The sequence below is a fragment of the Cupriavidus yeoncheonensis genome (genome assembly GCF_905397275.1).
GTDB lineage: Bacteria > Pseudomonadota > Gammaproteobacteria > Burkholderiales > Burkholderiaceae > Cupriavidus > Cupriavidus yeoncheonensis.
On the sequence record NZ_CAJPUY010000003.1, the window covers coordinates 206752 to 228629 of the forward strand.

19 protein-coding genes are annotated in these 21878 nt (G+C 65.1%); 18 read left to right on the forward strand and 1 reads right to left on the reverse strand.

Going from position 1 to position 21878, the window contains the following annotated elements:
* The first annotated feature begins 263 nt into the window (after nucleotides 1–263).
* The 12 genes from KHO22_RS05355 (at nucleotide 264) to KHO22_RS05410 (ending at nucleotide 13977) form a co-directional block, all read left to right on the forward strand.
* Nucleotides 264–1883 carry a GMC family oxidoreductase gene (locus KHO22_RS05355; protein ID WP_211946067.1) on the forward strand — a complete coding sequence of 540 codons (1620 nt, stop codon included), beginning with the start codon at nucleotides 264–266 and terminating at the stop codon, nucleotides 1881–1883.
* Nucleotides 1884–2218: 335 nt separating this feature from the next.
* Nucleotides 2219–2995 (forward strand): ABC transporter ATP-binding protein, encoded by a 777-nt coding sequence (locus KHO22_RS05360; RefSeq protein ID WP_211946068.1) that lies wholly within the window; start codon nucleotides 2219–2221, stop codon nucleotides 2993–2995.
* Nucleotides 2996–3008: 13 nt separating this feature from the next.
* Nucleotides 3009–3734, forward strand: a complete 726-nt coding sequence (locus KHO22_RS05365) for an ABC transporter ATP-binding protein (protein WP_211946069.1) — start codon at nucleotides 3009–3011, stop codon at nucleotides 3732–3734.
* Between the two features lie 84 nt (nucleotides 3735–3818).
* Complete coding sequence (locus KHO22_RS05370) at nucleotides 3819–5027, forward strand: ABC transporter substrate-binding protein (RefSeq protein ID WP_211946070.1); 1209 nt, start codon at nucleotides 3819–3821, stop codon at nucleotides 5025–5027.
* 87 nt (nucleotides 5028–5114) lie between these two features.
* Nucleotides 5115–5999: a branched-chain amino acid ABC transporter permease gene (locus KHO22_RS05375; RefSeq protein WP_211946071.1), complete on the forward strand. Its 885-nt coding sequence runs from the start codon at nucleotides 5115–5117 to the stop codon at nucleotides 5997–5999.
* Nucleotides 5999–7027, forward strand: coding sequence for a branched-chain amino acid ABC transporter permease (locus KHO22_RS05380; RefSeq protein ID WP_211946072.1), 1029 nt, complete (start codon nucleotides 5999–6001; stop codon nucleotides 7025–7027). Before KHO22_RS05375 ends, KHO22_RS05380 begins: the two co-directional genes overlap by 1 nt.
* Nucleotides 7028–7336: 309 nt before the next feature.
* Nucleotides 7337–7828: a hypothetical protein gene (locus tag KHO22_RS05385; protein ID WP_230426745.1), complete on the forward strand. Its 492-nt coding sequence runs from the start codon at nucleotides 7337–7339 to the stop codon at nucleotides 7826–7828.
* Nucleotides 7829–7895: 67 nt separating this feature from the next.
* A complete protein-coding gene (locus KHO22_RS05390) occupies nucleotides 7896–8654 on the forward strand; it encodes a sulfite exporter TauE/SafE family protein (protein WP_211946074.1) in 759 nt (252 codons plus the stop codon).
* Between the two features lie 287 nt (nucleotides 8655–8941).
* A complete protein-coding gene (locus tag KHO22_RS05395; RefSeq protein WP_211946075.1) occupies nucleotides 8942–10093 on the forward strand; it encodes an ABC transporter substrate-binding protein in 1152 nt (383 codons plus the stop codon).
* Between the two features lie 220 nt (nucleotides 10094–10313).
* A complete protein-coding gene (locus KHO22_RS05400; protein ID WP_211946076.1) occupies nucleotides 10314–11366 on the forward strand; it encodes a branched-chain amino acid ABC transporter permease in 1053 nt (350 codons plus the stop codon).
* 3 nt (nucleotides 11367–11369) lie between these two features.
* Nucleotides 11370–13211, forward strand: coding sequence for a branched-chain amino acid ABC transporter ATP-binding protein/permease (locus tag KHO22_RS05405; RefSeq protein ID WP_211946077.1), 1842 nt, complete (start codon nucleotides 11370–11372; stop codon nucleotides 13209–13211).
* Nucleotides 13212–13233: 22 nt separating this feature from the next.
* A complete protein-coding gene (locus tag KHO22_RS05410) occupies nucleotides 13234–13977 on the forward strand; it encodes an ABC transporter ATP-binding protein (protein WP_211946078.1) in 744 nt (247 codons plus the stop codon).
* A 228-nt stretch (nucleotides 13978–14205) separates the two neighbouring features.
* Here KHO22_RS05410 and KHO22_RS05415 read toward each other — a convergent pair whose 3' ends face one another.
* Nucleotides 14206–15147 carry a LysR substrate-binding domain-containing protein gene (locus KHO22_RS05415; RefSeq protein WP_211946079.1) on the reverse strand — a complete coding sequence of 314 codons (942 nt, stop codon included), beginning with the start codon at nucleotides 15145–15147 and terminating at the stop codon, nucleotides 14206–14208.
* A gap of 121 nt (nucleotides 15148–15268) precedes the next feature.
* On the opposite strand from KHO22_RS05415, the gene KHO22_RS05420 reads away from it, so the two are divergent.
* The 6 genes from KHO22_RS05420 to KHO22_RS05445 all read left to right on the forward strand — a co-directional run bounded on the left by KHO22_RS05420 (nucleotide 15269) and on the right by KHO22_RS05445 (nucleotide 21779).
* Complete coding sequence (locus tag KHO22_RS05420) at nucleotides 15269–16264, forward strand: tripartite tricarboxylate transporter substrate binding protein BugE (protein WP_211946080.1); 996 nt, start codon at nucleotides 15269–15271, stop codon at nucleotides 16262–16264.
* Nucleotides 16265–16267: 3 nt separating this feature from the next.
* Nucleotides 16268–17137 (forward strand): N-formylglutamate amidohydrolase, encoded by an 870-nt coding sequence (locus KHO22_RS05425; protein WP_211946081.1) that lies wholly within the window; start codon nucleotides 16268–16270, stop codon nucleotides 17135–17137.
* 197 nt (nucleotides 17138–17334) lie between these two features.
* A complete protein-coding gene (gene mnmG, locus KHO22_RS05430; RefSeq protein WP_211946082.1) occupies nucleotides 17335–19275 on the forward strand; it encodes a tRNA uridine-5-carboxymethylaminomethyl(34) synthesis enzyme MnmG in 1941 nt (646 codons plus the stop codon).
* A gap of 21 nt (nucleotides 19276–19296) precedes the next feature.
* Nucleotides 19297–19983, forward strand: a complete 687-nt coding sequence (gene rsmG, locus KHO22_RS05435; protein WP_420839576.1) for a 16S rRNA (guanine(527)-N(7))-methyltransferase RsmG — start codon at nucleotides 19297–19299, stop codon at nucleotides 19981–19983.
* Between the two features lie 84 nt (nucleotides 19984–20067).
* On the forward strand, nucleotides 20068–20874 hold the full coding sequence (locus tag KHO22_RS05440) for a ParA family protein (RefSeq protein ID WP_211946084.1): 807 nt from the start codon (nucleotides 20068–20070) through the stop codon (nucleotides 20872–20874).
* A 2-nt stretch (nucleotides 20875–20876) separates the two neighbouring features.
* Nucleotides 20877–21779: a ParB/RepB/Spo0J family partition protein gene (locus KHO22_RS05445; protein WP_211946085.1), complete on the forward strand. Its 903-nt coding sequence runs from the start codon at nucleotides 20877–20879 to the stop codon at nucleotides 21777–21779.
* Nucleotides 21780–21878: the final 99 nt, after the last annotated feature.

Consider the following 21878-nt stretch of genomic DNA (forward strand, 5'->3'; position numbering starts at 1 on the left):
GGCGGCTTATATTGCGGTTGACGATAAATCATTGGACGGACCCGCGCAACTGCGCCAACCTTGCGGACACCGAAGCCCGTGCGCACGGCGCGGAGCGCCCTGGAGCGCGGGCCAGGAACGCAGGCCAGGACAGCGGACGCGGGGCGGCAAGCGCACCAGCCATCTTCACCCAACGCAAAGATGGGGCGATGCCGGCGGCTGCGGCGGCGGGCTTTGCAGGCAGACACCAGAACACAAGCACAAGCGGAGACAAGACGACTCGTATGGAGACCTTCGACTACATCATCGTGGGCGCCGGCTCGGCCGGCTGCGTGCTGGCCAACCGCCTGACGCAGGACGCGGAGGTGAATGTGCTGCTGCTGGAAGCGGGCGGCAAGGACGACTACCACTGGATCCACATCCCGGTCGGCTATCTCTACTGCATCGGCAACCCGCGCACGGACTGGCTGTATCGCACGGTGGCGGAGAAGGGACTCAACGGGCGCTCGCTCGGCTATCCGCGCGGGCGCGTGCTGGGCGGGTCGTCGTCGATCAACGGCATGATCTACATGCGCGGCCAGCGCGAGGACTACGACGACTGGGCGCGCCTGACCGGCGACGACGGCTGGCGCTGGGACAGCGTGCTGCCGCTGTTCAAGCGCAGCGAAGACCACCATCGCGGCCCGAGCGAATTCCATGGCGCCGGCGGCGAATGGCGCGTGGAGGCGCAACGCCTGCAATGGGACATCCTGGAGCGGTTTATCGAGGCGGCGGAACAGGCCGGCATCCCGCGCACCGATGACTTCAACCGCGGCGACAACTTCGGCGTGGGCTACTTCGAAGTCAACCAGCGCCGCGGCATCCGCTGGAACACGTCCAAGGCGTTCCTGCGTCGCGCGGCGGACCGGCCCAACCTGACCATCGTCACCGGCGCGCAGGTCAGCGCGCTCACCTTCGAGGGGCGCCGCTGCACCGGTGTGAACTATGTCGGCGGCGGCCAGGCGCATAGCGCGGCGGCACGGCACGAGGTCATCCTGGCTGCGGGCGCGGTCAACACGCCGCAACTGCTGGAGCTGTCGGGCATCGGGCAGGGCGAGCGCCTGCAGGCGCTGGGCATCCAGGTCCGGCACGCCTTGCCGGGCGTGGGCGAGAACCTGCAGGACCACCTCCAGCTGCGCAGCGTGGTCAAGGTCAACGGCGTGCGTACGCTGAACACGCGCGCGGCGAGCTGGTGGGGCAAGCTCGGCATCGGGCTGGAGTACGCTTTCAACCAGAGCGGGCCGATGAGCATGGCGCCGTCGCAACTCGGCGCGTTCGCGCGTTCGGATGCGTCGCAGGCGCGGCCGAACCTGGAGTACCACGTGCAGCCGCTGTCGCTCGACAAGTTCGGCGAGCCCCTGCACGCATTCAATGCGTTCACGGCCAGCGTCTGCAACCTGCGGCCGACTTCGCGCGGCAGCGTACATATCGACAGCGCCGACTTCCGGCAGGCTCCGGTGATCGCCCCCAACTACCTGTCTACGGATGAAGACCGGCGGGTTGCGGCGGATTCCCTGCGGCTCACGCGGCGCATCGTCGCGTCGCCGGCCCTTGCGCCATACCGGCCGGAAGAATGGCTGCCGGGGCCCGGCTTCGAGACCGATGAAGCGCTGGCGGAGGCTGCCGGCAATATCGGGACCACGATCTTTCATCCGGTCGGCACATGCCGCATGGGCCGCGCGGAGGATCCGCTTGCCGTGGTGGACCAGCGTCTGCGCGTTCTTGGCATCGACGGGCTGCGGGTGGTGGATGCCTCGGTGATGCCGCTGATCACCTCGGGCAATACGAATTCGCCGACGATCATGATCGCGGAACGGGCCAGCGACATGCTGCGCGAGGACCGCCGGCAGCAGCTTGCGGCCTGATCGCGCCACGCGCTGCGGAACGAGCAGCGAAACGAGCCGTGGCTCGGGAGCCGGATCGCCCGCAAGCCCTTGTCGCAGCGCGTCAAAAACCTGACACACGGTTCATGTCTTATAGTGCAAACCCCGATGTTTTGCGATGCAACAGGCGCACACAATAGACCCACGCGGTTGGTGCACCACCCAGCACATGGCAATGGGTACCAACGGCAACAGCGGTAGTCGCACCGCATATAAAAATCACTAAAGCGACCCGACGGCGAAACGCCGCGTTCGAACCGATTGTCAGTGGTGCCGGGCACAAGCCGGCAGTTCAGCAACAGGGCGGGCAGGAGACTATGAATTCACAGGAAACCATCCTGGAAACGCGAAACCTCACGAAGGAATTCAAGGGTTTCACGGCGGTGAGCGACGTCAACCTGCGCGTGCGCCGCGGCTCGATCCATGCACTGATCGGGCCCAACGGCGCCGGCAAGACCACCTGCTTCAACCTGCTCACCAAATTCCTGGAGCCGACCAAGGGCACCATCCTCTTTAACGGCGTCGATATCACGCGCGAGAAGCCCGCGCAGATCGCGCGCCGCGGCGTGATCCGTTCGTTCCAGATCTCCGCCGTGTTCCCGCACCTGACGGTGATGGAGAACGTCCGCATCGGCCTGCAGCGCCAGCTGGGCACCGCGTATCAGTTCTGGCGCAGCGAGCGTTCGCTCGACGTGCTCAACGACCGCGCCATGGAGCTGCTCGAGCAGGTCGGCCTGACCGAGTTCGCGCAGACCGTCACGGTGAACCTGCCGTACGGGCGCAAGCGCGCGCTGGAGATCGCCACCACGCTCGCGATGGAACCCGAGCTGATGCTGCTCGACGAGCCCACCCAGGGCATGGGCCACGAGGACGTGGACCGCGTCACGCAGCTGATCAGGAAGGTCTCGGCGGGCCGCACCATCTTGATGGTCGAGCACAACATGAACGTGGTGTCGTCGATCGCCGACAAGATCACCGTGCTGCAGCGTGGCGCCATCCTGGCCGAAGGGCCGTATGCGGAGGTGTCGAAAGACCCGCGCGTGATGGAAGCCTACATGGGCACGGCCGACGCCGAGTTGCAGGGCGCGCACTGAGGAGGCCATCGACATGACGACAACCAGCGTACCCGCGCTCGAACTCAGGGACCTGCACGCCTGGTACGGCGAATCGCACATCCTGCACGGCGTGGATCTGACCGTGAACCGCGGCGAGGTGGTGACGCTGCTGGGCCGCAACGGCGCGGGCCGCACCACCACGCTGCGCGCGATCATGGGCCTGACGGGCGCGCGCAAGGGCTCGATCAAGGTCGACGGCCACGAGACCATCGGCCTGCCCACACACAAGATCGCGCACTACGGCATCGGCTACTGCCCGGAAGAGCGGGCGATCTTTTCGAGCCTGTCGTGCGAGGAGAACCTGCTGCTGCCACCGGTGCTGAAGGGCGCCGACAGCAGCAAGGGCATGAGCGAAGCCGAGATCTACGACATGTTCCCCAACCTGAAGGAGCGCCGCCAGAGCCAGGGCACGCGCCTGTCGGGAGGCGAGCAGCAGATGCTGGCGGTGGGGCGCATCCTGCGCACGGGCGCCAACCTGCTGCTGCTCGACGAGATCTCGGAAGGCCTGGCGCCGGTGATCGTGCAGGCGCTCGCGCGCATGATCCTGATGCTCAAGAAGAAGGGCTACACGGTGGTGATGGTGGAACAGAACTTCCGCTTCGCCGCGCCGCTGGCCGACCGCTTCTACGTGATGGAGCACGGCAGCATCGTCGAACGCTTCGCGGCCAGCGAGCTGCAAGCGAAGATGCCGGTGCTGAACGAATTGCTGGGGGTCTGATTGCGTCCGCTTGCACGGATCGCCAGATCGGTTGTTTGGCAGGAACGGGTGGCGCGCTGCCGCCAAAACACAGGAGACAACGCAATGAAGAAGACTCGGCTCGCGGCCGCGATGGCGGCTATCGTCATGGGTGCTGTTTCGTTCAACGCCGCCGCCCAGGTATCGGGCGACACCGTCAAGATCGGTTTCATTACCGACCTGTCGGGCCTGTACGCCGACATCGACGGGCAGGGCGGCGTAGAGGCCATCAAGATGGCCATCGAGGATGCCGGCGGCAAGGTGCTGGGCAAGCCGATCGAACTGGTTACCGCCGACCACCAGAACAAGGCCGACATCGCCGCGTCGAAGGCGCGCGAATGGATGGACCAGCAGGGCCTGGACGTGCTGATCGGCGGTACCAACTCGGGCACCGCGCTGGCCATGAACAAGGTCGCTTCGGAGAAGAAGCGCGTCTATATCAATAATGGCGCGGGCACGGCCCGGCTGACCAACGAAGAGTGCTCGCCCTACACGGTGCACTATGCCTATGACACCGTGGCGCTGGCCAAGGGCACTGGCAGCGCCGTGGTGAAACAGGGCGGCAAGTCGTGGTTCTTCCTGACCGCCGACTACGCCTTCGGCCACTCGCTCGAGCAAGATACCGCGGCCGTGGTGAAGGCCAACGGCGGCACGGTGGTGGGTTCGGTGCGCCACCCGCTGTCGGCGTCGGACTTCTCGTCGTTCCTGCTGCAGGCGCAGTCGTCCAAGGCGCAGATCCTGGGTCTGGCCAACGCCGGCGGCGACACCATCAACGCGATCAAGGCGGCCAAGGAATTCGGCATCACCAAGACGATGAAGATCGCCGGCCTGCTGATGTTCATCAACGACATCCACAGCCTCGGGCTGAAGAACACCGAAGGCCTGCTGATGACCGACAGCTGGTACTGGGACATGAACGACGACACCCGCAAGTTTGCCAACCGGTACTTCAGCAAGATGAAGAAGATGCCGAGCAGCCTGCAGGCCGCCGACTACTCGGCCGTCAGCACTTACCTGAAGGCCGTGGCAGCGGCCAAGACGGATGACCCGGACAAGGTCATGGCCGAGCTGAAGAAGACCAAGATCAACGACTTCTACACCAAGGGCTACATCCGCCAGGATGGCCGCGGCATCCACGACATGTACCTGATGCAGGTGAAGTCGCCGGCCGAGTCCAAGAAGCCGTGGGACTACCTGAAGGTCGTGGCGACCATTCCGGGCGACCAGGCCTTCACCACGGTCGCCGAGTCGAAGTGCGCGATGCTTAAGAAGTAAGCGTCAGCAGCCCAGTGACGGTTTGCTCCCTCTCTCCCACATGCGCCGCATGCGGGAGAGGGGAGATACAACCAGCAACGGATGCCCATGGACATCTTTGGAATACCTCTTCCCGCCATGCTGTCCCAGCTCCTGCTGGGCCTTGTCAATGGCGCCTTCTATGCGATGCTGAGCCTTGGCCTGGCGGTGATCTTCGGCCTGCTCAACGTCATCAATTTCGCGCACGGCGCGCTGTTCATGCTCGGCGCAGTGCTGGCCTGGATGGGCATGGAGTATGCCGGGCTCAACTACTGGGTCATGCTGGCCCTGTCCCCGCTGGTGGTGGCGGTGCTGGGCGTGGTCATCGAAAAGACCATGCTGCGCTGGATCTACAAGCTGGACCATATCTACGGCCTGCTGCTGACACTGGGCATCACGCTGGTGATCGAAGGGATCTTCCGCTCGATCTACGGCGTGTCGGGCCTGCCTTACCAGACCCCCGACGCCCTGCAGGGTGCCACCGACCTCGGCTTCATGATCCTGCCCAATTACCGGGCCTGGGTGGTGGTCGCTTCGCTGGCGGTGTGCTTCGCCACCTGGTACGTGATCGAGAAGACCAAGCTCGGCGCCTACCTGCGCGCCGGCACCGAGAACCCCAAGATGGTCGAGGCTTTCGGCGTCAACGTGCCGCTGATGGTGACGCTGACCTACGGCTTCGGCGTGGCCCTGGCCGCGTTTGCCGGAGTGCTGGCGGCGCCGGTGATCCAGATCTCGCCGCTGATGGGCCAGAACCTGATCATCATCGTGTTCGCGGTGGTGGTGATCGGCGGCATGGGCTCGATCATGGGTTCGATCCTGACCGGCCTGGGGCTGGGCGTGATCGAAGGTCTGACCAAGGTGTTCTATCCTGAAGCATCGTCGACCGTGGTGTTCTTCATCATGGTGATCGTGCTGCTGCTGCGTCCGGCCGGACTGTTCGGGAGGGAGAAGTGATGGGTGCGGAATCCACCGTGACGATCAAGGGCGCGCAGGCAAAAGAGGGCTACGGCGTGCAGAAGAAGCTGTTGTACGGATTGCTGCTGCTGGCGCTGGTGGCGGCGCCGATGGTCGGCGCCTATCCGGTGTTCGTGCTCAAGGTGCTGTGCTTTGCGCTGTTCGCGTGCGCGTTCAACCTGCTGATCGGCTATACCGGGCTGCTGTCGTTTGGCCACGCGGCTTTCTTCGGCGGGGCCGGCTATATCTCGGGCGAAGCCATGAAGGTGTGGGGTGTGACGCCGGAGATCGGGCTGATCCTGGGCACCGCCGGGGGCGCGCTGATCGGCTACGTGGTGGGCTCGCTGGCCATCCGCCGCCAGGGCATCTATTTCTCGATGATCACGCTGGCGCTGGCGCAGATGCTGTTCTTCATCTGTCTGCAGGCGCCGTTCACGGGCGGCGAGGACGGCCTGCAGGGCATCCCGCGCGGCAAGCTGTTCGGCGTGCTGTCGCTGTCGGACGACCTGACGCTGTACTACGTGTCGCTGGCGATCATCGTGGCGGCCTTTGCGCTGATCGTGCGCACCGTGCATTCGCCGTTCGGGCAGATCCTGAAGGCAATCAAGGAGAACGAGCCGCGCGCGATCTCGCTTGGCTATGATGTCGACCGCTTCAAGCTGACGGCCTTCGTGCTGTCGGCGGCGCTGTCCGGGCTGGCGGGTTCGATCAAGGCGCTGGTGCTGGGCTTCGAGACGCTGACCGACGTGCACTGGTCGATGTCGGGCTCGGTCATCCTGATGACGCTGGTGGGCGGCCTGGGCACGTTGTCGGGCCCGATTGTCGGCGCCTTCGTGGTGGTGGCGCTGGAGAACAAGCTGGGCGACATCGGCGCCTTCCTGGCCTCGGCCACGGGCATCCAGTGGTTCAACTCGCTGGGCGAGTCGGTGACCATGGTGATCGGCGCGATCTTCGTGATCTGTGTGCTGACCTTCCGCCGCGGCATCATGGGCGAGCTGAACGCGCTCTTCAGCCGCAAGCAGGAGTGATCACCGGTCGACATGCCCGGAATTGGGGCTAGGGTTTGTTCTAGCTTGTTCCATCTGCACCGCTTCGTTACATTTCACACACGGTTTTCGCAGGTTAGATGGAGGCGGAAGCGAGGAGACGACAGGCGCGCACCCGGTGTCGGGTAGCAGCGTTATAAATAAAGGGCGTTGCCGGGTGATCCTCGGCAACGCTTTTTTTATTCCCGGGTGACCACTGCTTCACCCGCACCGTTTCCGGGCGCCGATGCCGCCATGGCATAGCCAGGCTCCGGTCACATGAGACAATGCGGGCTTGCCTCAGAGCCCGCCATGCCGTCCGAGCCCGTCCCTCCCCATTGTTCCGAATCCTTCCCGCAGCACCAGGTACGCCTGGGCGACAGTGCCGACGCGCCCGTTCTGGACGCCTGGCTGCAGGCCGCCATGCCGTTGCCCGTGCCGGCAGCGCGGGCACGGAGGCTGGTGCTGGAAGGCTTGCTGGCACAGACGGGACAGGGGGCATGCCTGCTGGCGACGCTGGCGGGTGACGACATCGCCGCCTGCCTGCCCGTCGCGCTGGTCCCGAGTCTCGAGTTCGGGGGGCTGGTGGCTTGCGCGACGGAGTGGTGGTCTGGCGCCGCGGCCCCCGGTTCTGGCTGCCTCGCGGCCTGCCTGGCCACGCTGGCCGACTGGTGCCGCGCCCACGGCATCCGCCATGTCCTGCTGGCTCCTGGTTTTGCCGGGGATGCCCCGGCGGGATTTGCCCGGCACACCAGCGGGCTCTGGCACCGCGTCCTCGCGCCGGCGCCGAAGTCCCTGGGCTGAGCGGCCGGCGCGCCGCGCCACCTTCCTCCCTTTCTTTCCTCCTCCTTCTTCTTTTCGTCCTGCAATCATGGAGTTCGCATTCCTGGCGGTCGCCGCCTTTCTCGCCGGCCTGATCGACGCGGTGGCCGGTGGCGGCGGCCTGGTCCAGATTCCGGCGCTGTTTTCGGCTTTTCCCGGGATGCCGCCGGCCACGCTGCTCGGCACCAACAAGGTGGCCTCGGTCGCCGGCACGGCCAATGCGGCGATCCGCTACGGGCGCAGCGTGCGCATCTACTGGGCAGCAACGGCGCCGGCCGTGGTGGCGGCATTCCTGTTCTCGATGGCCGGCGCCTGGGCGCTGACCATGATTCCGGCAGAGCCATTGCGCAAGGCGCTCCCGTTCGTGCTGGTGACGCTGCTCGTCTATACCGTGGCCAAGAAGGATCTGGGCACCGAGCACGCGCCTTCGCTCAGCGGCACGCGCGAGCGCGTCGCGGCGCTGCTGGCGGGTGCCGCGATCGGCTTCTATGACGGCGTGTTCGGGCCGGGCACCGGCAGCTTCCTGATGATCGTCTTCGTGCGCGTGTTCGGCTATGACTTCCTGCACGCCTCGGCTTCGACCAAGGTGGTGAACATGGCCACCAACCTGGCGGCGCTGCTGCTGCTGGCCAGCAAGGGCCATATCTGGTGGCAGCTGGGCCTGGTCATGGCCGTGGCCAACGTGGCCGGCAGCCAGGTGGGCAGCCGGCTGGCGCTGCGGCACGGCAGCGGCTTCGTGCGCAAGGTGTTCATTGTGGTGGTCAGCGCGCTGATCCTGAAGACCGCCTGGGACGCGTTCGCGCGCTGACGCCGCCATGGCGCCATGGAGCGATCCGGGTTAATCCGGCTGGTCGCGACAGATCGCTGTGTTAGACTCGATGCGCATTCCCGACCGCGCGGTCGGGGAATGGCCGCGGCATTTCCGGGGGAGTGGTGCGGACGGGAAAGACGGGAGGACTCATCTCCTTCCTGGCAGTACGCAGGTGCCAGCGATGTGCCTGTGGTGACCCGAGCGGTCGAAAAAAAGAACTAGAGGCATCCGGCGGCCGGGAGCCGTACGGATGCCTTTCCGTTTCAGGAACCGAAGGAGACAAGATGAACTTCAAGCGCGCCAGCCTGCTGGCCATCGCTGCCGCCGCCCTTGTTGCCGGCACCGCCAGCGCACAGGTCAAGGTGGGGGTCACGGTGTCGGCTACAGGTCCGGCGGCATCGCTGGGCATCCCGGAAAAAAACACCTTCACGCTGATGCCCAAGGAGATCGCGGGCAAGAAGATCGAATATATCGTCCTGGATGACGCCTCCGACACCACCACGGCAGTCAAGAACACGCGCAAGCTGATCAGCGAGGACAAGGTCGACGTGGTGGTGGGTTCCACCGTCACGCCGAACTCGCTGTCGATGGTCGACATCGTGGCCGAGAACGAGACGCCGATGATCACGATGGCCGCCTCGGCCCGCATCATCGAGCCCGTGGACGCCAAGCGCGCCTGGGTCTTCAAGACGCCGCAGAACGACTCGCACATGGCCACGGCCATTGCCGAGCACATGACCAACAACAACGTGAAGACGGTGGCTTTCATCGGCTTCGCGGATGCCTACGGCGACAGCTGGGCGCAGGAATTCGCCAAGGTGGCGGACCTGCGCAAGATCAAGGTCGTCGCCAACGAGCGCTTTGCGCGCACCGATACCTCGGTGACCGGCCAGGTCCTGAAGATGATGGCCAGCAATGCCGACGCCGTGCTGATCGCAGGCTCGGGTACGCCCGCGGCGCTGCCGGCCAAGGCGCTCAAGGAGCGCGGCTACAAGGGCAAGATCTACCAGACCCACGGCGTGGCCAACCCCGATTTCCTGCGCGTGTGCGGCAAGGACTGCGAAGGCACCTTCCTGCCGGCGGGCCCGCTGCTGGTGGCCGAGCAGCTGCCGGACAGCAACCCTGTCAAGAAGCCGGCCATGACCTACAAGACTGCCTACGAGAAGGCCTTTGGCGGCCAGGTGTCGACCTTCGGCGGCCATGCGTGGGATGCAGGCCTGATCCTGCAGCATGCGATTCCCGAGGCGCTGAAGAAGGGTCAGCCGGGCACCAGGGAGTTCCGCAAGGCACTGCGCGACGCCATGGAGCAGACCAGGAACCTGCCGGTATCGCACGGCATCATGAACATGAGCCCGACCGACCACCTCGGTTTCGACCAGCGCTCGCGCGTGATGGTGCAGATCGTCGACGGCAAGTGGAAGCTGCTGACCAAGTAAGCGGCTTGCTGGCTGGACGAGCAGGACAGGAAGGCGCATGGTGAACCCCATGCGCTTTCTTTTTTCGTGCTCGGCATTTTCTCAGGGTTGCCCTGTATTTCCGCAGTAGGCAACCCGTTTACCATTCCGTAATCCCAGCGCACCCAGCGTACCCAGCGCATACGCGCGCCCTGTCCGCCCCTTGGCATGCAGGCAGATCATTCAATAACACGGGGAGACAATGGATCTTTCGATCGCCGCCATCCTGGCGCAGGACGGGATCACCTCAGGCGCGATCTACGCGCTGCTGGCGCTGGCACTGGTGCTGGTGTTCTCGGTGACCCGCGTCATCTTCATCCCGCAAGGGGAATTCGTCGCCTATGGCGCGCTGACGCTGGCGGCCATGCAGAGCGGGCACGCGCCGCAGACCAGCTGGCTGCTGCTGGCCATGGGCGTGCTGACCTTCCTGTATGAGACCGTGACCGTGCTGCGCAGCGCGGAATTGCGCCGCACGCTCGGGCGCAGGCTTGGCGTGCTGGCCGGGAAGTACCTCGTGTTTCCGCTGGCGGTGCACGGGCTGGTGCAGCAATACGGCGCGCAGCCATTGCCGATGCTGGCGCAGATCGCGCTGACGCTGCTGGTCATCATTCCGCTCGGACCGATGCTGTACCGCCTTGCCTACCAGCCGCTTGCCGAAGCCAGCACGCTGGTACTGCTGATCGTCTCGGTCGGCGTGCATTTTGCGCTGGTGGGGCTGGGGCTGGTGATGTTCGGCGCCGAGGGTTCGCGCACCGAGGCATTCTCCGATGCCCGCTTCGAGGTGGGCAGCCTCAGCGTCTCGGGGCAGAGCCTGTGGGTCGTGGGCATGTCGGCGCTGCTGATCGGCGCGCTGTATTTCTATTTCGAGCGCACGCTGCAAGGCAAGGCGCTGCGCGCGACGGCGGTGAACCGGCTGGGTGCGCGCCTGGTCGGCATCGGCACGACGCAGGCGGGGCGGCTGTCGTTCACGCTGGCCGCGGCCATGGGCGCGCTGTGCGGCATCCTGATCGCGCCGCTGACGACCGTGTACTACGAGTCGGGCTTCCTGGTGGGCCTGAAGGGCTTTGTCGGCGCGATCGTCGGCGGGCTGGTGAGCTACCCCATCGCAGCACTGGGTGCGCTGCTGGTGGGGCTGCTGGAATCGTATTCGTCCTTCTGGGCCAGCGCGTTCAAGGAGGTCATTGTCTTTACGCTGATCATTCCGGTGTTGCTGTGGCGCTCGCTGACGGGCAAGCACGTCGAAGAGGAGGAGTAAGCCATGACGATGCTGACCGACAAGCAAGCCGCCGTGGGCGGCGAACGCACCGGCAACCGTGCCGGGCTGCAGCGCAACCGCGTGCTGACGCTGCTGTTCATCGCGGTGCTGGCATTGCTGCCGGTGCTGCCGACGCCGGAATTCTGGATCACGCTGGGCAACTACATCGGCCTGTACAGCATCGTGGCGATCGGGCTCGTGCTGCTGACGGGCGTGGGCGGCATGACGTCGTTCGGGCAGGCGGCGTTCGTCGGGCTCGGTGCCTACAGCACCGCGTACCTGACCACGCAGTTCGGGCTGTCGCCGTGGTTCGGCCTGCTGGTGGGCCTGGTGATCACCATGGCCTGCGCGTACGTGATCGGCCTGATCACGATGCGCATGTCCGGCCACTACCTGCCGCTCGCCACCATTGCGTGGTGCCTGTCGCTGTTCTTCCTGTTCGGGAACCTGGAGTTCCTGGGCAAGTACGACGGGCTCAACGGTATCCCGGTGCTGTCGTTGTTCGGCGTCGAACTGCAGTCGGGCCGTTCGATGTTCTACCTGATCTGGGCCGTGGTGCTGCTCGCCGTGCTGGCCATGCAGAACCTGCTTAACTCGCGTCCGGGCCGTGCGATGCGCGCGCTCAAGGGCGGTGGCGTGATGGCCGAGGCGATGGGCGTGAACACCGCGTGGATGAAGGTCGTGGTGTTCGTCGTGGCAGCGGTGCTGGCATGCCTCTCTGGCTTCCTCTACGCACACCTGCAGCGCGCGGTGAACCCGACACCGTTCGGCCTGAACTACGGCATCGAGTACCTGTTCATGGCCGTGGTCGGTGGCGTGGGCCACGTGTGGGGCGCGGTGCTGGGTGCGGGTCTGCTCTCGATCCTCAAGGACATGCTGCAGGGACTGTTGCCGAAGCTGCTCGGCGCGAATGGCAACTTCGAGATCATCGTGTTCGGCGTGCTGCTGGTGCTGCTGCTGCAGCACGCGCGCGATGGCCTGTGGCCGTTCTTGCGCCGGCTGCTTCCGTCGGGACCGCCGGTGCAGGCACCGGAGGTCGCCGATGCGCTCCCGGTGCGGCAGAAGCCCGAGGCCGGCGAACTGATCCTCGATGTGCGCGCCGCGCGCAAGCAGTTCGGCGGGCTGGTGGCGGTGAACGACGTGAGCTTCCAGGTGCGGGCCGGCGAGATCCTCGGCCTGATTGGCCCGAACGGTGCCGGCAAGTCGACCACGTTCAACCTGGTCACGGGCGTGCTGCCGGTAACGCGTGGCGAGGTGCGCTATCGCGGTGAAGTGATATCGGGCCTGCCCTCGCGCGAGATCGTCAAGCGTGGCATCGGCCGGACGTTCCAGCACGTGCACCTGCTGCCGACCATGACCGTGCTCGAGAACGTGGCGATCGGCGCGCACCTGCGTGGCGACTTCCGCGCGCAGGGCGGTATATCCGCGGCGATGCTGCGCATGAATCGTGCCGAGGAGGACAAGCTGCTGTTCGAGGCGCGGCGCCAGCTCGAGCGCGTGGGCCTGGCCGACTGCATGTACATGGAGGCCGGCAGCCTCGCGCTGGGCCAGCAGCGCATCCTGGAAATCGCGCGCGCACTGTGCTGCGATCCGGCGCTGCTGCTGCTCGACGAGCCCGCGGCGGGCCTGCGCTACAAGGAGAAGCAGGCACTGGCCGAATTGCTGCGCAAGCTCAGGGCGGAAGGCATGAGCGTACTGCTGGTGGAGCACGACATGGACTTCGTGATGAACCTCACCGACCGCCTCGTGGTGATGGAGTTCGGCACGCGCATTGCCGAGGGCGTGCCCGAAGACGTGCAGAAGAACCCGGCCGTGCTCGAGGCCTACCTCGGTGGTGTGGAGTAACGGTGTGGACAAGGAACGCAAGATGAGCCCGATCCTCGAAGTGAAGGACCTCCACGTCCGCTACGGCAAGGTGGAAGCCGTGCACGGCGTCAGCCTGAAAGTGGAGGCCGGCAGGATCGTGACCGTGATCGGCCCCAATGGCGCAGGCAAGTCGACGACGCTGAACGCCATCATGGGCGCGCTGCCCGTCAGTGGCTCGGCCAGCGGCACGGTCAGCTATCTCGGCCACGACATGGCCGGCATCCCGGTGGAAGGGCGCGTGGCGCGCGGCATGTGCCTGGTGCCGGAGAAGCGCGAGCTGTTCGCGTCGATGACAGTGGAGGACAACCTGCAGCTCGGCGCGTTCCGCCGAAAGCGTGCCGGCGAGAAGAACTACCTGGACCAGATGGACGTGGTCTACGACCTGTTTCCGCGCCTGCGCGAGCGCGCGCGGCAGGACGCCGGCACGCTGTCGGGCGGCGAGCGCCAGATGCTGGCCGTGGGCCGCGCGCTGATGGCCAAGCCGCAACTGCTGATGCTCGATGAACCGAGCCTTGGGCTGGCACCGCTGATCGTGAAGGAGATTTTCCACATCATCAGCAACCTGCGCCAGACCGGGGTGGCGACGCTGCTGATCGAGCAGAACGCGCGCGCGGCATTGCAGGTGGCGGACTACGGCTATGTGGTCGAGACCGGCGATATGGCAATGGAGGGGCCGGCCGCAGAGTTGGCCAGCAACCCGAAGGTGATCGAAACCTACCTGGGGTTGGCGAAGAAGGCTGCGTGAATCGCAGAATTAGTGGATTGATGAATAGTAAGACCCGCTTTGGCGGGTCTTTTCATTTGTCGCATGGATATACGCCCCGTTGGATCACCGGCTTCCCTCGGATATATTCGTTTGACAGATGTTTTTCCGTGCTTTTCAGGCTAAAGAATCTTTCCCGCAAATAACAAATAGAGTGGCGCTGCGAATAAATTTGCTGAATGAATTATTGATGGAGCAAATCAGTCGCGATCATTTGTTCTGAGAATGATCGTCTCCCGCATGCGCCGCCGAGTCCTGCGCCGCGGTTTCCAACAGCCATTCCCGGAAGTACCGCAGGGCGGGATGATCGCGTCGCTCCCTTGGCGTGCAAAGGAAATAGCCGCGCTGCAGCCGTATCTGAAGATCGAAAGGCGCCACCACGCGTCCGGCGGCGAGTTCATCGTGCAGCAGGCAGCGCTGCAATACCGCGATTCCCATGTCGGCGCGCACCGCCTGGATCAGGATCGACACCTGGTCGAAGCCCGACGACAGCTTTGGCGCAGCGTTGGGTACGCCCGCCGCCTGCAGCCAGTTGGCCCAGTTGGCGGGGGCGGTCGTGTGGTAGAGCAGGGGCTCTTGCATGAGTTCGGCCGGCGCCCGCCAGCGCCCGGCCGCGTGCCGCTGGCGGGCGCGGTCGGGGTGGCAGACCGGCACCATCTCACGGCCCACCACGTAGTCCACCTGCAAGCCCGGCCACTTGCCCGGTTCGCCGGCCAGCAGTGCCGCGTCGGGTGCGGCGCCGGAGAAATCCTCGTCGCGGCGATACGGTACGAAATCGAGCCGGATATCCGGGTGCCGCCGGTGGAAGTCGGGTAGCCGGGGTACCAGCCAGACACTGGCAAGCGTTGGAACCGCCGAGAGGGTGAGGTGGTGGCTGCGGTCGCCGGCGCGCAGTGCCGCACTGGCGCTCTCGATGGCGGCAAGCGGATCGGCCACGGCCTCCAGCAACTGTTGTCCTGCGCCGGTCAGCATCAGCCGGTGTGCATTGCGCTGGATCAGCGGTTGGCCGAAGTGCTCCTCAAGCCGGGCGATGGCCCGGCTCACGGCCCCTTGTGTCACGCACAGCGTCTCGGCGGCACGCGTGAAGCTGCCCAGGCGCGCGGCGGCGACGAAGGCGTGCAACTCGGACATCGAAGGGGAATGCAACCGCATGGGGCAGAACGGTAGAGAATGATCTTTGGTAATGCGAAGGTGCAATATAGTCGTTTGCCTCGGGCCGGTAAACGGCTGACACTCGGGCGGCTATTCATCACAAGAAACAGGAGAAAGCCCAATGACCCGAGCCAGGATGTCGCGCCGCCAGCTGTTGTTGTCTGGCACCGCGGCTGCCGCCGCATTGACCTTTGCCGGCAGCGTGTTTGCGCAGGCTGCCTATCCCAACCGGCCCATCCGCCTGATCGTGCCGTTCGCGGCCGGCGGCTCGACCGACCTGTCGGCGCGCCTGGTTGCGGAATTTGCGGGGCGCGAGCTGGGCCAGCCCATCGTGGTCGAGAACAAGGGTGGGGCAGGGGGCTCGGTCGGCATGGAGCAGGTCGCCAAGTCGGACCCGGATGGCTACACCATCGGCATGGCCACCGTCAGCACCCACGGCTCCAACCCGGCGGTCTACCCGAAGCTGAAGTACGACCCGATCAAGGACTTTGCGCCGGTCACCAACGTGGTGGCGATTCCCAGCGTCTTCGCGGTACACCCGAGCGTGCCCGCCAGGACCATGCAGGAATTCATCGCGCTGGCCAAGGCCAATCCGGGCAAGTACACCTTCGCCTCGCCGGGCGCCGGCTCGCTCGGTCATGTGAATATCGAGAACTTCATGATGCTGGCCCACATCGAGCTGCTGCATGTGCCGTACAAGGGGGCCGGCCTGGCGCTCAACGACGCCGTGGCAGGACAGGTGAATGCCATTACGGACAACCTGTCGTCGACACTGCCCCACGTGAAGTCGGGCCGGTTGCGCGCGCTGGCCGTGCTGGGTGCGAGCCGCTCGCCGCAGTTGCCGGGCGTACCCACTTATGCGGAGCTGGGCTACAAGGACATGGGGGAGGGCGGTTGGTTTGGCATCGTCGCACCGGCCGGGACACCGTCGGCGGTGGTCATGCGCCTGAACCAGGCCATCCACAAGGCCATGCAGAACTCTGAGTTCAAGCGCAAGGTGGAGGAGTCGGGCGGCACGCTCGTGCCGACCACGCCTGACCAGTTCAAGGTACAGATTCAGCAGGCCATGGCGCGTTACGCGCGCGTGGCCAAGGCGGCCAGCATCAAGCTGGATTGAGATATGACCGAAGCCGTAGAAGCAATGACCGTCGCACCGCTCACGCTGGCGCTGCCCGAAGATCAAGCCTTGCCGCTGGTGTGCGATTCGCCGCATAGCGGCACCGTGTATCCGGCGGATTTCGGCGCTGCCGTCGCGCCTGAGCGCCTGCGCGGCGGCGAGGACACACACATCGATGCGCTATGGGATAGCGTGCCTGGCGTCGGCGGCACGCTGCTGGCAGCGACCTTTCCCCGGGTGTATATCGACCCGAACCGGATGCTGGACGACATCGATCCCGAACTGCTGGATGCCCCTTGGCCGACGCCGCTGGCTCCGGGCGAGAAGACCCGGCTCGGCTATGGGCTGATCTGGCGAAACATCGATGCGGCCACGCCGATCTATGACCGCAAGCTCTCCGTTGCTGAAGTGCAGTCGCGTATCGACGGCTATTACCGGCCGTACCATGCTGCGCTATCTTCGGCAGTGGAGGGTGCTTACCAGCGCTTCGGTGCCGTCTGGCATCTGAACCTGCACTCCATGCCGAACAACGCCTATGAGCGGCTCAAGATTCAGAGCCCGCGTCCGCTGGCGGACTTTGTACTGGGGGACCGGGACGGCAGCACCTGCGAGCCGGGACTGGTCGATCTGGTGGAGACCGAGCTGCGGCAAATGGGCTATACCGTCGCGCGCAACGATCCATACAAGGGAGTGCAGCTCATCGCCCAGATCGGGCGTCCGGCAGAGCGGCGCAACAGCCTGCAGATCGAGATCCGGCGCCCGCTTTATATGGATGAGCAGACGCGCGAGCGCAATCACGGTTTTGCTGCGCTACAACGGGACCTGAGGTTGTTGACGCTGCGCATTGCCGAGTACGTGCAGCAGCAAATCTAGGGTTGTTCCACGTGAAACAGTCGGCCGGGCCTGCGCCCGGCCTTTTTTGTTTCACGTGGAACACACTCTTCGTGAATGGGGTACCGCAAGCGCCATGTTTCACGTGAAACATGGCCGGGCCTGAAAAGCCCCCAGTCGATTGCCGCTATAATTCGACATCCCGATTGTTCGCGCCAGCCTCCCGGAGGAGGTGTCCCATGCTTTACCCAAAAGAATTCGATGTCATTGTCGTCGGCGGTGGTCACGCCGGCACGGAAGCCGCCCTGGCTGCGGCCCGGATGGGCTGCCAGACGTTGCTGCTGACCCATAACATCGAAACGCTCGGGCAGATGAGCTGCAATCCGTCGATTGGCGGCATCGGCAAGGGGCATCTGGTCAAGGAAGTGGATGCAATGGGCGGCGCAATGGCTGCCGCTACGGACGAATCGGGGATCCAGTTCCGCATCCTCAATTCCAGCAAGGGACCGGCGGTACGCGCGACGCGTGCCCAGGCCGACCGCGTGCTGTACCGCAAGGCCATCCGCACCCGGCTGGAGAACCAGCCGAACCTGATGCTGTTCCAGCAGGCCGTGGACGATTTGCTGGTAGAAGGGGATCGTGTTGTCGGCGCCGTGACGCAGGTTGGCATCGCTTTCCGCGCGCGCGCTGTGGTGCTGACGGCTGGCACCTTTCTGGACGGCAAGATCCACGTTGGCCTGGACAACTATACGGGTGGTCGTGCGGGTGACCCGGCTTCGGTGTCGCTGTCGGCCCGGCTCAAGGAGCTGAAGCTGCCGCAGGGCCGCCTGAAGACCGGTACGCCGCCGCGTATCGACGGCCGCACCATCGATTTTTCGGTGATGGACGAGCAACCCGGCGACCTGGACCCGGTGCCGGTGTTCTCGTTCATGGGCCGTCCGGAACAGCACCCGCAGCAGCTTCCCTGCTGGATCAGCCATACCAATAGCCGTACCCACGACATCATCCGCGGCGGCCTCGACCGCTCGCCGATGTACACAGGCGTGATCGAGGGGGTAGGGCCGCGTTACTGCCCGAGTATCGAGGACAAGATCCATCGATTCGCCAGCAAGGACAGCCACCAGATCTTCCTGGAACCGGAAGGCCTGACCACCAACGAGTTCTACCCGAACGGCATTTCCACGAGCCTGCCTTTCGACGTGCAGCTCGAGCTGGTGCACTCGATCCGTGGCCTGGAGAACGCACACATCATGCGTCCCGGCTACGCCATCGAGTACGACTACTTCGATCCGCGCGCGCTGAAGGCGTCGCTGGAAAGCAAGGCGATCGGCGGGCTGTTCTTTGCCGGCCAGATCAATGGCACTACCGGCTATGAAGAGGCTGCAGCACAGGGCCTGCTTGCGGGCATCAACGCTGGCTGCTACGTGCGCGAGCGCGATGCCTGGACGCCGCGCCGCGACCAGGCTTACCTGGGTGTACTGGTCGATGACCTGATCACGCGCGGAGTGACCGAGCCGTACCGCATGTTCACCAGCCGCGCCGAGTTCCGCCTGAGCTTGCGCGAAGACAACGCCGATATGCGCCTGACCGAGATCGGTCGCGAACTCGGCGTGGTCGATGACGTCCGTTGGGACGCCTTCAACCGCAAGCGCGATGCTGTTTCACGTGAAACAGAGCGACTGAAGAGCACCTGGGTCAATCCGACCATCCTCCCGGCTGAAGACGCCGTGCCGCTGCTGGGCAAGCCCATCGAGCGCGAGTACAGCCTGGCCGACTTGCTGCGCCGCCCGGAAGTTCGCTATGACGGCCTGATGGCGCTGCAGGGCGGTCGCCACGCACCGGAAGCACCGCTCGACGCGGATCCGCTGCTGATGGACCAGATCCGCGAGCAGATCGAGATCGGCATCAAGTACCACGGCTATATCACCCGCCAGGCGGCGGAAGTGGACAAGCTCGAAGCCAACGAGTCGACGCGACTGCCGGAAGGGCTGGACTACACCGAAGTGCGCGGACTGGGTTTCGAGGTCAGCCAGAAGCTGAACCAGCACCGGCCCGAGACGCTGGGGCAGGCCTCGCGTATTTCGGGCGTGACGCCGGCGGCGATCTCGCTGCTATTGGTACACCTGAAGAAGAAGGGGCTGGGGCGTACCCGTTCCAGCAACTCTCAAGAGGCTGCCTGAGTGGCGGGCCAACGACACACCGTGATCGACGACGCAGGCCAGCGTCGTCGCCTGGAGGCCGGCTTGGACGAGATCGGCCTGGTCTTGCCGCCGGACCGCATCGAGACGCTGTTCGCCTACCTCGCGCTGCTGCGCAAGTGGAACGGCGTCTATAACCTCACCGCGATCCGCCATCCGGATGAAATGCTGACGCATCATCTGCTGGATTCGCTCGCGGCCATCCCGGCGCTGGCGGATGCCGCGCGCTCGCCGGCGGTAGCCGGAGCCGCGCGGGGCAGGGTGCTCGACGTTGGTTCGGGCGGCGGCATGCCCGGCCTGCCGCTGGCGATTTCCTGCCCGGATGTCTCCGTGCTGATGGTCGATATCGTGCAGAAGAAAACCGCCTTCCTGACGCAGTGCCGCGCCCAGTTGAGCCTGCCGAATGCGGCGGCGCACTGGGGCCCGGTCGAGAAGCTGGAAGATGTAAATAAATTTGCGGTGATTACGTCACGCGCATTCGCCGAGCTGACCGACTTTGTCAGCCTGTCCGGCCATCTGCTGGCGCCGGAGGGCCGGATGATCGCGATGAAAGGCATATATCCGCAGGCTGAGCTGGATCGCATGGAAGCGGCTGGCCTGATGGCCATGTGGCAGGTTGAGGAAGTGCGCCGGCTGACGGTGCCCGGGCTGGATGCCGAGCGCCACTTGGTACTGTTGTCGCGCAAATAATGTTGACGGCGTGCGCGCCGCGAACCGGACGGGGCCAGCGGGCCGCGGCCGGATGAAGAACTCAATCGGGAACCTCAGAAGCATATGGCCAAGGTATTCGTGATCGCGAACCAGAAGGGCGGGGTGGGCAAGACCACCACGACGGTGAACCTTGCCGCAGGACTGGCTGCGCAGGGCCAGCGCGTGCTGCTGGTCGACCTGGATCCGCAGGGCAATGCCTCGATGGGCTCGGGCATCGACAAGCAGTCGCTGGAACACAGTGTGTACCAGGTGCTGGTCGGACTGGCTTCCGTAGCGCAGGCGCGCCAGCGTTCTGAAACCGGCAAGTACGACGTGCTGCCGGCCAACCGCGAGCTGGCCGGCGCGGAAATCGAACTGGTGGAACTGGACCAGCGCGAGCGCCGGCTCAAGCAGGCCATTGCCGAGGTCGACCATGAATACGACTTCGTGCTGATCGACTGTCCGCCGTCGTTGTCGCTGCTGACGCTGAACGGCCTGTGCGCGGCGCATGGCGTGATCGTGCCGATGCAGTGCGAGTACTTCGCGCTCGAAGGGTTGTCCGACCTGGTCAACACCATCAAGCAGGTGCATGCGAACCTCAACCGCGAGCTGAAGGTGATCGGCCTGCTGCGCGTCATGTTCGATCCGCGCGTTACGCTGCAGCAGCAGGTGTCGGCACAGCTCGAATCGCATTTCGGCGACAAGGTCTTCAAGACCCTGATCCCGCGCAATGTGCGCCTGGCTGAAGCGCCTTCTTATGGCATGCCGGGCGTTGCCTTCGATCCGTCGTCGAAGGGTGCCAAGGCCTATCTCGACTTCGGCGCCGAGATGATCGCCCGTGTCAGGCAGCTGTCGGCGCCGGAAGCTGCCACCGCCATGCAAGGACAGTGACCATGAGCACCGTAAAGAAGAAGGGTCTGGGACGCGGCCTGGAAGCCCTGCTGGGAGGCCCGGCCGAGATCGTCGAGACCGCGAAGCAGGAGGGCGCGCCCACCGTGCTGCGCCTGGACCAGCTTCAGCCGGGCAAGTACCAGCCGCGCACGCGCATGGACGAGGGCGCCTTGCAGGAGCTGGCCGCGAGCATCCGCGCGCAGGGCCTGATGCAGCCGATCCTGGTACGGCGCGTGGCCGAGCCCGACCGCTACGAGATCATTGCCGGCGAGCGCCGCTTCCGTGCTTCGCGCATCGCGGGGCTCGACAAGGTGCCGGTGCTCGTGAAGGACGTCGCCGACGAAGCCGCCGCGGCCATGGCGCTGATCGAGAACATCCAGCGAGAAGACCTGAATCCGCTGGAAGAAGCGCAGGGCATCATGCGCCTGATCCGCGAGTTTCAGTTTACGCACGAGCAGGCCGCGGAGTCGGTCGGACGCTCGCGCAGCGCGGTGTCGAACCTGCTGCGTCTGCTGAACCTGGCCGCGCCGGTGCAGACCATGCTGATGGCGGGCGATCTCGACATGGGACACGCACGCGCGCTGCTGGCCGTCGATGGCGCGAACCAGATCACGCTGGCCAACCAGATCATCAACAAGCGGCTGTCGGTACGCGAGACAGAGAAGCTGGTGGCGTCCACGCTCAAGCCGTTCGAACTGAAGTCGCTCAAGCACAAGAACGGCACCGGCATGCGCGATGTGGCACGGCTCGAGGAAGAATTGTCCGATGCGCTGGGACTGTCGGTGCAGATCAAGCTCGGTGTGCGTGGCAAAGGCCAGCTCACCATTCACTTCAGCGATAACGAAGCACTCGATGGCGTGCTCGCGCGCCTGCGCGATTCGGATGAAGGGCAACGCGTCGCCTGAAAAGCTGCGCGATAACCGGCCATTTTTCGACTCACTGTTGCATTCACGCAGCAGTTAACAATGCGATGTTCGGTTAACGTACCGGGCCATCGCGAATCC